An 11,559-nucleotide genomic window follows, 5' to 3' on the forward strand; every position below is an offset into this window, starting at 1 on the left:
AAGGGTCGGCTTCGATAGATGCTGACTTGAGGAGAAAGGAGAACAGCATCTATGACGGAACGGCTGCCGGATGAAGAGCCGGGGGAACGAAAAAGCCAGGACGCTTCTTTCCATACACATACAAGCATACTATGGACTAAGGAAGCGGGACAGGAGGCAGGTGCAGCGGAAGAAGCACATCCGGATCTGCCGATAGAATGGGCGGCGGACGGGAGGGAGGTATTCCCGAACGGCACTTTACTGGAGAGGGAGCCTCTGCGCTGTCGTTACAACGGGCTTCTTCTTTACCGGCTTACCTATATCAGCGAAGGGCTTAGAGTAAAAGGATACCTGGCTGTCCCTGAGGCAGCCTCCGCATCGGACTGCTTTCCTGGGCTTATCTACTGCCGCGGCGGTATCCGCAAGGTAGGGATGGTTCGTAAACGGCGGATACTGTCCATGGCGAAGCGGGGATATGCCGTATTTGCCCCTTTCTACAGAGGAAATGAGGGAGGCGAAGGTCGTGAGGACTTCGGAGGTGAAGACCGTTATGATGTGCTTCACGCGATTACGCTTGTGCAGTCGCTGCCGGAAGTGAAGCCGGGCAAGGTTCCATTGATCGGGTTTTCCCGCGGTGCCTTGATGGCCATGCTGGCGGCGAGGCAGTGCGATCAGGCAGGCCCCGTCGTCGTCTGGGGAGGTGTCAGCGATCTGTTGGATACCTACGAGGAAAGGGTTGATTTGCGCCGAATGCTGAAGCGGGTTGTAGGGCATCCCCGCAAGCAGATCGACGCCTACAAAGCCCGTTCGCCCGTGTATTGGCTTCAGGAGCTTAACGTGCCGATCCTTATCGTGCACGGTACGGCGGATACCCAGGTCAGCGTATCGCATGCCCGCAAGCTGGCGGAAGGATTGGAGCAGGCGGGAAAAGATTACGCCATGGAGCTTTATGATGGACTGGAGCATCGATTCCCGCGGGACGCGGACGAGAAGGCTTTGGATGCGGTGTTCGAATGGATTACCGTAAAGCTGGAGAAGACAAGGGAAGCTTGATGTTCCTCTTCTCCGTTGGTATGATGCATTTATGAAGGGGGAATTCGATGAATAACGGTTTTGCTTCTTTACATATTGAGGATGTTTACGTAAGGCGGCTGCAGGCAATGGATATTGTCACTCCATCGCCGATTCAAGCGGAAGCTATTCCCGTCATTTTGGAGGGAAAGGATGTTGTAGCCCAATCCCAGACAGGATCCGGGAAAACATTGGCTTATACGCTGCCGCTGCTGCATAAAATAGACAAGACCTCCAAGAACGTACAGGCTGTGGTGCTTGTACCGACCCGTGAGCTGGGCATACAAATCGTACATACGCTGGAGCAGCTGACGGAAGGAAGCGGCATTCGGGTCCAGTCGCTCATCGGCGGCGCAGCCATCAGCAGGCAAATAGACCGCCTCAAGCTGCGTCCTCAAGTAGTGGTGGGTACCCCTGGCCGGGTTCTGGAGCTTTTGAAGCTTCGTAAGCTAAGCATGCACCATGTCCGCTACATGGTCGTTGACGAAGTGGATCAAGTGTTTGAGCTTGGTTCCATGCATGAAGTGGAGGCCATCTTCAAGGGGATGCAGAAAGAACGCCAGGTGCTGTTCTTCTCGGCGACGCTGCCGGAACCGATTCAAGCGGTTATCGACAAATGGATGCATGAGCCTGTATTCGTGCAGGTTAATCCCGAGCAGAGAACGTCGCAGACCCTGGAGCATCTGTTCTTCGTATGCGAGGAGCGGGATAAAATCGATACGTTAAGACGGCTTGTCCGGCTGTACAATCCTCCTGCGGCTATTGTTTTCATCAATGAAACGGAGGATGTGGCCGAGGTTGTCGCCAAGCTGCAATATGCAGACTTGTCCATTGAGGCGTTGTACGGGGATGCCGGCAAACAGGAGCGGGCCAAGGTTATGCAGGCGTTTCGCAGCGGCAAATTCCAGCTGCTTCTGGCAACGGATATTGCCGCCAGAGGACTGGATATCCCCCATGTGACGCATGTCATCAATCTGGATCCCCCGATAGATGCCGATCATTATGTTCACAGGGTCGGCCGGACAGGCCGAATGGGCAAGAAGGGAACAGCAATTTCGATCATTACGCCCAAGGAACGGTTTATTATCAACAAGTTCTCCAAATCGCTCGGAATTACAATCGAGGAAAAGGAAATGGCCTACGGGAAGGTGTTCGAGCCCGGGGAGCGAAGAAGCGGGCCTAAGGCGGCGAACCGTACCAGAGTAGAGCCTGCAAGACGCAGGAGCGGGGAAACAGACGGCGAGACCCTTGGCGGTTCACCGAAAGAGACGGCAGCGAGACCTGATGCTCTTAAGGCAAGAACCGCGTCCCTGGCGCCTAAGCCCAAGCAGGCTGCCGTGAAGCCGGCATCCGTTCCCGATAAGCGCAAGACGGAGCGCGAGCGCGAAAAGGATCGCAAAAATAAAGGAGCTCCGCGCTGGCTTAAGGAGAAGCAAAATAAGCCGAAGCTGTAAATAGCTCCATGTAATGTAGTCTGGTTGAAATGGAAGATGAGGTTGGGGGAGGAGCTCGCAAGAAAATATGGGGAAGCTGCTAAGGGGGATTTTGTCTATTGCCATAGTGTGCGCGTTGCTGCTGGGCGCAGTCTACTGGTATGTTCAACCGGTGCGGACGCTGGATTTGAATTATTCCGAGCTTGAGGTTCGCAATAAGGTAGCGAACATGCTGACGAGCCGTAAGCTTGAGGTCGATCTGACAGAGCCGGAAGTGAACAGCCTGCTGAAAAAAGCGCTGGCCGCCCATCCTCAAGTGGGCTCCGATCTCGAAATGACAGGGGCTGAATTTTCCCTGGAAGGCAATCGGTGGGTGGCGGATGTCAATTTGCTATATAAGGGGCAGTGGACATTCGGCGCCAAGCTGTACTTTACGATGTCCTGGAAAGAGCCCTATATGATAGCGACCCATACGGCTACACAGATCAAGGAAGTATCGATTCCCGGCACATGGTTTCAGCTGGACCCGCTGCAAATTCAGTTAAATGACTATGTTCCTAAACCGGCCGCTGTGAGAGACATTGCCTTCGAGGAGCACGGGGTGCGGGTTGGACTGAAGCTTAGATAAGCTGGAATGAATGATAATAACGAAAAAATATGCCGGATACGTCAGACAGGAGAATCCTGTTGGGCTGTATCCGGTTTTTTTGTCTGCAAGTATAGGTGGACTTTATGAATGTTATGATCCATATAAAGAAGGAATTGGAAATCAAAAGGAGAATATATATTCGCATATCGGTTCTGTTTTGTGCTGATAGCATTGATTTGACAAAGGAGGAAGGGGTGAGCGGAATGTTATTACAGCTGGAGCATATGCAGATTCCAGTATCTGACCTGGAGCAGGCTATAGCCTGGTATACCATGCATCTGGGTTTCAAGCTGGAAGGAAAGCATGAGCATGTACATGCTTTTTTAACTTTGCCGGAAGGGCCTATGTTGATGCTATGGGAGACGAAGGACAACACGGCGGCCCATTTTACAGTGAACGGTAAGGACATGCCGGTGCTGCTGTATCGTACCGAACAAATTCATGAGCTGCACAACCTGCTTGCCGGGCTGGGCAGTACCATCACTTATTATCGGGATGACGGCTTTGGCTGGGTGCTCAAATTTTATGATCCTTTCGGCAACCTATGGGGAGCCATTCAATTAAACGAAAGCAGGTAGAGATGAAATGGGGAAACAAATCAGCAGCTCGCTTACGGTTTTGATGGTATCGGACGCAGAACGGTCGCAAGCTTTTTATAGCGATGTATTAGGCTTTGACGTAACCCCGTGGTGGGCAGTGAAGGATGGTCTACACGGTCTTGCATTGAAGTTGCTGCAAGCAGGGGATGCATCGGCAGTTAGACCGAATCCTCCTGCTAAGGGATCTTCCATAGGTGTCGACGTTTACGCTTATGTTGAGCATTGGGACGCATTGGATCAAATGTACAATGATTTCCGCACCAAGGGAGCGAAGATTGCCAAGGAGCTGGTCATCTATCCGGACCAAGGACCGTGGAAGGAATTTATCGTCGAAGACCCGGATGGATACCATCTTGCGTTCGGCGGAATTAATGGCACACGGGCCCATTACAGTATCGAAGCTCATGTAGATAACGTTGTCGTATGGGTTAGAGATATCGATCGCGCCGTGGAGAGATACAGCCGTCTGATGGGGCTGGAGGTTCGCAAGGAGGATCGCCATACGAACCAGCTTCACCAGTTCCATCTGGCTAATGGTACACATCTGTTGCTTGATTCGAATGGGATGGAGCATATTTCGGTTCCGGAGAAAGGTCCGGTCTTGTTTCATTTGAGCACGTCCAACATCGATAAGGCCATCCAGCATACCCGGGAATGCGGCTTCGAGGTGGTCTACGGGATCCATCGTTTTGATCAGGTGGCCTTCTTTAATATCCGTGACGAGGACGGCAATATCATCTCGGTATGCCAGAAGCATGCTGCGAAATGATGCGGAATCTCACGAGCACTTGAAGAGGAACTACAGCAGCAGGTGAAGGTGAATAATCCCCTTAGATCTTCTGAAACAAACGGGCCAAGGTCATTCCCGCTGACCTCGGCCTCGCATTTCTTTATGAATCTTTTTCCAACGGTCCTTCTCGACCCGAGCGGCTGCGGCGTCCGCCTTTCGTTCCATGTAAGCGAGCTCCTTCTGGAGCTTGAGAAAGCTCGCGAATCGCTCGGGTTCGAGCTGCCTATCTGCCAAGGCGGCTTGAATAGCACAACCGGGCTCGCGCTGGTGCTTGCAATCCGCAAAGCGGCAGTTTGCCGCAAGTGTATCGATATCCTTGAACGCGATATCCATCGATCCGCTTCCTTCCCAAAGCTGCAGCTCCCTCATTCCCGGCGTATCTATGATGAGCGCGCCGCACGGGAGGATAACAAGCTCGCGATGGGTTGTCGTATGCTTTCCCCGGTCGTCGGCTTCCCGCACATCGCCTGTTTTTTGCCGCTGCCCGCCATAAAGGCTGTTCAGCAGAGTCGACTTGCCGGCGCCCGAAGATCCAAGCAAGGCTATCGTTTCACCCCGCTTAAGGGTACCAAGAATCTTCTCAGTTCCTTTATCGGCAAGGCTGTTGACCATATAAACAGGAACCCCGAAGGCAATGGCCTCAACTTCAGCAAGCTTGGCCTCGGCTTCGCCGTCCTCGCACAAATCTTTTTTGGTCAGAACAATCTCCGGTGCCGCACCGCTTTCATAGGCCGTTAGAAGATAGCGCTCCAGCCTCCTCACGTTAAAGTCGCGGTTCAAAGCCATGACCAGGAACACGCGGTCGACATTGGCAGCCACGATCTGTTCTTCTGTCGTCTGGCCCGCAACCTTCCTTGAAAATTTGCTTTTACGCTCATAGACTCCGTGAATGATCGCTTTGCGTTCTCCGGGGAGCTTCCTCATCCATACCCAATCCCCAACCGCCGGATAGTCATCGCGTACGGAGGCTTCATAACGGTATTTGCCGGACAATTCCCCCAGCCATTCGCCATCCTCGGAGTATATCCGATACAGATGCGTATGCTCCAGCGCAACGCGTCCGATATCGTAGTCTTCCTTGTGCTGATTAGCGACAAACGGCTGATAGCCGAACGCTTCTAAGGCTGTAAGTTCGTGCTTCTTATTGATAATCCCACCAAGCTTTCTTTTGAAGGTTTGTTATGCGCTCATTGCACGGTTGATACTTAATCCAATGTTCACTCATCCAACATCACTCCGATCTCATTACTATAGCCATAGTATAGGGATGAAGCCGCAGGACTAACAGGGGGAAAATAAATATAAAAAGTTTTTACATCGGTCCAGCTGCGCCGGGTTGAACCCTTTTCGTTTACATTCCGTTTAAATAGATATCGTAATCTTTTATTGCGAGAGAATTACCGGTAAGAAACGGACATACAGAAAAGAGGTCGGATAGGAGATGGAAAAGATGAATGGGAAGAACCCATCAGGACAGTGGCGCTTATTTATCAAGGTCATTCGGCAGACGAAGCCCTCCAAATGGATGCTTGGCATCGCAGTCGGACTAAGCGTCATCTCGACGATTGTAGGATTGATTGTACCTTTGTTCACCAAAAACCTTGTGGACAGCTTTTCCCTAACGTCGATTGAGCCCAAGCAGATCGTGCTGCTCGTTATGACATTCACTGCCCAGGCATTGGCGGGAGGAGTATCCATATATTTACTGAATCGCGTTGGGCAGCAAATTGTCGCGAACCTGCGGGATCGGCTGTGGAAGAAGCTGCTCGCCTTGACCGTTCCTTATTACGATAATCATCGTACAGGGGAGACGATCAGCAGGATGACGAACGATACCGGAATTGTGAAGGGGCTTATTTCGGAGCACCTCACAAGCTTTTTTAACGGAGTGATCTCGATCATCGGTTCTATAGCTATCCTGCTCTACCTGGATTGGAAGATGACCTTGATCATGCTGCTGGCCGTACCGCTCTCGGTGGCTATTCTGCTGCCGATTGGACGTCAGATGTTTTTGATTTCCAAAGGGCTGCAGGACGAAACAGCCCGGTTTACGGGCGTCTTGACCCAGGTGCTGTCAGAAATTCGACTTGTGAAGTCGTCCAATGCAGAGCCGCTGGAATATGAGGCTGGCAAAGCCGGTATTATGAAGCTGTTTCAATATGGCGTGAGAGAGGGGAAGGTTCAGGCGCTGATCTCTCCCTTAATTTCTTTCGTCCTGATGGCCCTGCTGGTCGTCATTATAGGCTATGGCGGAATGCGGGTATCGTCCGGCATTCTGACAGCAGGTGAGCTGGTCGCGTTTATTTTGTACCTGATCCAAATCGTCATGCCGATGACCCAGATTACCCAATTCTTCACCCAGCTGCAAAAAGCGATGGGAGCAACGGAGCGCATCATCGACACATTGGATGCGGAGGAGGAAGACACCCTGCAGGGACGGAAGCTGGAGAATGCACGTCAAACGATCACCGTCGACCATGTTTCATTCGGCTACGACGGCGGCGATCCGGTATTAAAGGACGTTCATTTCACCTTGGAGCCGGGACAAGTAACGGCAATTGTCGGCCCTAGCGGCAGCGGCAAGACGACGATGTTCTCCTTGCTGGAACGATATTACCGCCCGCAGAGCGGAACGATCCGGCTCGGCAAGGAGAGCGTTGAAGAGTATTCGCTGCAATCCTGGAGAAGCCAAATCGGCTATGTGTCGCAGGAAAGCCCTATTATTGCAGGGACGATAAGGGAAAACATCACTTACGGCATGGAGCGGGACGTCACGGACGAGGAGCTTCAGCGGGCTGCCGCGATGGCGTATGCGGACCTGTTTATTAGCGAGCTGCCCAATGGATACGATACGGAGGTCGGGGAGAGGGGAATTAAGCTGTCCGGCGGACAGCGCCAGAGAATCGCCATAGCCCGCGCGCTGCTAAGAGATCCCCAAATCCTGATGCTGGACGAAGCAACCTCCAGCCTGGACAGCAAATCCGAAATTGTCGTGCAGGAAGCATTGAACAATTTGATGAAGGGGCGGACGACGCTAGTCATAGCCCATCGGCTGTCCACGGTGGTAGACGCCAGCCAAATCCTGTTTATGGAGAAAGGCCGGATTACAGGCAAAGGGACTCACACGGAGCTGTTGGAGACGCATGCCTTATATCGGGAATTTGCCGCGCAGCAGCTGCGGCTTCAAGAGCCTGCAAAACAGCATAGCGTATAAGAAAAAGCAGAGGAAACGGTAGAACGTTTTCTCTGCTTTAGTCTGTTGAAAAACCTGAATATCTGAAAATTGCTTTGGTACCCCGGTGGGGTACCCTCTTCCGGTCGCTGTTGTTCTCGGGAAATTTTGGATTATATACGCTGATTAGCGGGGATTTCCCGAGAACAAAGGCCTGCAGCACTTATTTCTTGCGTTTATTCACATAGGAAGCATAAACGATCTCGCCTGTATCGAGCTTTGCGATTTCATCATTGGTCCATCCGGCAATTTTGTTATTGCCTTTGACGCCGGTCAGCTTAATTTTGTATTTGGTTTCCAGGTAGCTGTCCAATGCCGGCATATCCGCTTCGGTAAGCTCTCTCAGCTTCTTCTTGCCGTTTAGCTGTCCCATCAAAATGCCGATCGTTTCGGCGGCGGTGCTTGTATTCGGTTGAATTCGCGCACTGCCGTAAGCGATAGCGGAGGCACCGACGTTCTTGCCGGCAAGAATGACATTGTCGTAGTTTTTCAAAAGGAAGCTGCGCAGCGGCATCCCGTATTTGTCGGGACGTCCCATCTCAATGCCCCACTTGTTGGCGCTCGTTCCTTGCAGATCGAGAGGATAACCGGCGATGCTGACGTTATCCCAGAACATCTTAGCCCCAAGCATGTCCGACGGCTTTAACACATAATCGGATTCGTAATGGTTATATTCACGTATGTACAAGTAATTCGGGAAGCCGTTCAGCTCCGCGTTTTCCCACCCGACAATATTTTTGCGGAAATGATTCAGAATCAGCGGGATTTCCTTCTTCCCGAGCTCTATGGCTTCGGCTACCGATTTGTCATCACTCGGATCTACGGTATAGATCAGGAACGCATTGATGATGACTTCACCATCGCGCTGGTTCACCGCGTTCAGTCCCCGCAGGAACACTCTATCATTGGTCGGCTTATAGGCGCTTGTCATGCCGCTGAGTCCAATGGCAAAGCTGTCATCGACCGAACCTCCGCCGTACTTGGCCCTCCGCTGCTCAGGAGTCATATTGTTGAAGCTTGTTTTGAATTTGTTCCAGTCGACATTTTTGAACTTCATCATCATGCCTGAGCTCATATACTCGATGTTATTTTGACCGTAGAAGGCTTCCAGGCCCGGCATCCGTTTGGCGTCAAGCTTGCTGATCAATGCTGCAAAATCGGTATTGTCGACGAAATAATCCGCCTTTATATTTTTCTTGGCTCCGTCTTTTCCGGAATAGGTGATGGATTCCACCGCGTGCGCTCCGAATTTGCCCGGGGTTTGCTTCACTTCTTGAATTTTGATGCCGGACTCGACAGGGATATCCTTCTTCAGCTTATCGAAATACTGGGTAAATTCCGGCAGCTTGCGTATTTTGCCGTTGCGGAAGCCGTCGAACAGCTCCTTGGCGCGGCCTTGAACCAGCGAGTGGTATTGATCATCTCTCGTTTCGTCCAGGAACAGCATCTCACCCTGGAGAACCTGTCCACCGAACGCTTCGCGAGGGTCCAGCACCTTCACCTTCAGCCCCTCATCGGCGGCCGCCCTTGCCAGATACAATCCCTCAAGCTCGCTTCCCAACACAACCACATCGACCTTTTCCGATGGGATCGGCGGCTCCGGCGTTGGTGTCGGCGTCACGGTCTGCGGCTTGGTCCCGCTAGACGATGCTTCTGTCGTGCCTGGGTTATTCTGTGCTCCGCCGCCTCCTAAGTGCATCACCGAGTAGACGGCTCCAGCTGCTACCAGAGCCAAAACGGACAGGCTGACGGATAACTTTTTTCCATTCCATTTCATTACGTGGTATTCTCCCCCAATCCTTTCCTTACCTGTTCGATTTAGGAATTTCCCTTACCGAAAAAAACAGTATAAAAATAGTCTACCATTTTTCTCATGCCTGTTCAAAAGACCCCCACAAACATTTTCGGGCAGGCGAAACATTGTAGTAGTAAATACAGGAATTCTTCGCGAAGGTTCTGATTCACAAATCATGACTATACATCCACCGGTGCCTAGGGTTGTCTGCAGCAATTTTGGCGCCGCATACCCCCACTATTTATGAACAAGGAGCTATGATGATGAACAATACTTTCAAGAAGGTTATGGTTACCGGTTTGACAATGGCCATGGTGCTGGGCGGTTCCACCGCGGCATTTGCCGACAACGGCAACGGCAAGGGAAAAGGCAATGATAAAGACCGCGGCCGCGATGCGGTTCAAACCAAAGTCAATAACAAAAATAATAACAGCGATGTTTATATCAATAACCTGAACGTGAAAAATATGACGATCAAGCTGTCCTTCGACGATGTGAAGGGCGCAGATGTAGAGTGGGCCGCCCGCTATATTGCCAGCCTGGCTTCCAAGAGAGTATTCGAGGGTTATGAGGACGGGACGTTCCAGCCGCGCAAAACGATCACCCGCATCGAGGCTATCACCGCTGCCGTTCGTTTGATGGGGCTGCGTGACCAAGCCGAATCGACAGAAGCGATGAATTCGAACCTTAACTTTAAAGATGCAGATAAAATCAAGCAAAAATATCCTTGGGCTGTCGGTTATGTTGCGGTAGCGCTTCAAAATGACTTGTTCCAGGAATCCGATGATTCCGTTCAACCGGAAAAAGAAGCAGACCGTCTCTGGGCGACGACGCTTCTAATTAAAGCATTGAAGCTTCAGGAAGAAGCTAAAGCGAAAATGAATACGAAGCTGACCTTCAAGGACGCCAATAAAATTCCTGCCGGCTCCGTCGGTTATGTAGAAGAAGCTATTGAGAAGAGCCTGGTTGATGGCTATGAGGACAATACGTTCCGTCCGGACCGTCCGGTAACACGTGCGGAGCTTGCTGCATTGCTCGATCGCACAGGCAACCAGCTTCCGGATAACACGTCGATTAAAGGTACACTGAGCGCAGCAGTGAGCAACAATACGCTGACTCTGACCAATAACGGTCAGCCTTATACCGTGGAGCTTGACTCGAATGCTTTCATCTTTAGAAACGGCGTTAAAGTAGCGGCTTCCGAGCTGAGATCGGGAGATCAAGTCATCGTTCGTACCTATGGCGGTAAAGCGATCTTCGTAGAAGTAACCAAAGCCGCAGGCGGCAACTCGACTACACCGGACAACGCAACCTTCTCCGCATCCTTGAACGCTGCAGTAAGCAATAACAAGCTTTACTACACTAAGGATAATCAATCTTACAGCACAGAGATCGCATCGAATGCGACTATCCTTCGCAACGGCCGTACGGTATCGGCTTCTGACCTGAGATCGGGAGATCAAGTCAATATCCGTACGTATAACGGCAAAATCATTTTCGTCGAAGTAACCAAGCTTGCCGAAAGCCAGCTGCCTGACAACACGACATTCGCAGCTACGGTTAATACAGCTGTTAGCAACAACACGCTGACATTGACCAAAGATAACCAAACCTACAACGTATCCTTCGCTTCCAACGCGACGATCATTCGTAACGGCCGCACCGTATCGGCTTCCGAGCTGAGAGTGGGAGATCAAGTCAACGTTCGCACGTATAACGGTCAAGTTATTTTCGTTGAAGTGACCAAATTGGCTGACGAGCAAATCGATTTCACGGTTGTCGGCAACCTGAACTCCTACACGCTAAATTCTGCCGGATCGATTGCTACTATCTCTATCAACCAAACCTTGAGCAATGGTACGGTACAAACAGCGGTGTACAACACGTCCTCCAATTTGACTATTCAAGGGGACCTGTCCCAGCTGACCACGAACCGTTTGGTTGAGCTGAGAGGTAAAGACCAGCTCGTTCATACGATTGTCATCCGCTAATCCCTTATATCGATATAGAT

9 protein-coding genes are annotated in these 11,559 nt (G+C 51.3%); 7 read left to right on the forward strand and 2 right to left on the reverse strand.

The window, feature by feature from the left end:
- Positions 1–51: 51 nt before the first annotated feature.
- From GGC63_RS21760 to GGC63_RS21780, 5 genes are all read left to right on the forward strand, one after another.
- Positions 52–1,032, forward strand: coding sequence for an alpha/beta hydrolase family protein (locus GGC63_RS21760; RefSeq protein ID WP_192704096.1), 981 nt, complete (start codon positions 52–54; stop codon positions 1,030–1,032).
- Between the two features lie 47 nt (positions 1,033–1,079).
- Positions 1,080–2,504, forward strand: a complete 1,425-nt coding sequence (locus GGC63_RS21765) for a DEAD/DEAH box helicase (protein WP_192704097.1) — start codon at positions 1,080–1,082, stop codon at positions 2,502–2,504.
- A 67-nt stretch (positions 2,505–2,571) separates the two neighbouring features.
- The gene (locus GGC63_RS21770; RefSeq protein WP_192704098.1) at positions 2,572–3,111 is read left to right on the forward strand and encodes a hypothetical protein; all 540 of its coding nucleotides are present in this window, start codon (positions 2,572–2,574) and stop codon (positions 3,109–3,111) included.
- A 224-nt stretch (positions 3,112–3,335) separates the two neighbouring features.
- Positions 3,336–3,710 (forward strand): VOC family protein, encoded by a 375-nt coding sequence (locus GGC63_RS21775; protein WP_192704167.1) that lies wholly within the window; start codon positions 3,336–3,338, stop codon positions 3,708–3,710.
- Positions 3,711–3,717: 7 nt separating this feature from the next.
- Positions 3,718–4,500: a VOC family protein gene (locus tag GGC63_RS21780; protein WP_192704099.1), complete on the forward strand. Its 783-nt coding sequence runs from the start codon at positions 3,718–3,720 to the stop codon at positions 4,498–4,500.
- A gap of 90 nt (positions 4,501–4,590) precedes the next feature.
- On the opposite strand, the gene rsgA is transcribed toward GGC63_RS21780, so the two are convergent.
- Positions 4,591–5,670, reverse strand: coding sequence for a ribosome small subunit-dependent GTPase A (rsgA, locus tag GGC63_RS21785; protein ID WP_192704168.1), 1,080 nt, complete (start codon positions 5,668–5,670; stop codon positions 4,591–4,593).
- A gap of 292 nt (positions 5,671–5,962) precedes the next feature.
- On the opposite strand from rsgA, the gene GGC63_RS21790 reads away from it, so the two are divergent.
- Positions 5,963–7,735, forward strand: a complete 1,773-nt coding sequence (locus GGC63_RS21790; protein WP_192704100.1) for an ABC transporter ATP-binding protein — start codon at positions 5,963–5,965, stop codon at positions 7,733–7,735.
- A 181-nt stretch (positions 7,736–7,916) separates the two neighbouring features.
- Here GGC63_RS21790 and GGC63_RS21795 read toward each other — a convergent pair whose 3' ends face one another.
- Positions 7,917–9,530, reverse strand: a complete 1,614-nt coding sequence (locus GGC63_RS21795) for an FAD-dependent oxidoreductase (protein WP_192704101.1) — start codon at positions 9,528–9,530, stop codon at positions 7,917–7,919.
- Between the two features lie 281 nt (positions 9,531–9,811).
- On the opposite strand from GGC63_RS21795, the gene GGC63_RS21800 reads away from it, so the two are divergent.
- Positions 9,812–11,539: an S-layer homology domain-containing protein gene (locus GGC63_RS21800; RefSeq protein ID WP_192704102.1), complete on the forward strand. Its 1,728-nt coding sequence runs from the start codon at positions 9,812–9,814 to the stop codon at positions 11,537–11,539.
- Positions 11,540–11,559: the final 20 nt, after the last annotated feature.

Source organism: Paenibacillus sp. OAS669 (assembly GCF_014873645.1).
GTDB lineage: Bacteria > Bacillota > Bacilli > Paenibacillales > NBRC-103111 > Paenibacillus_S > Paenibacillus_S vulneris.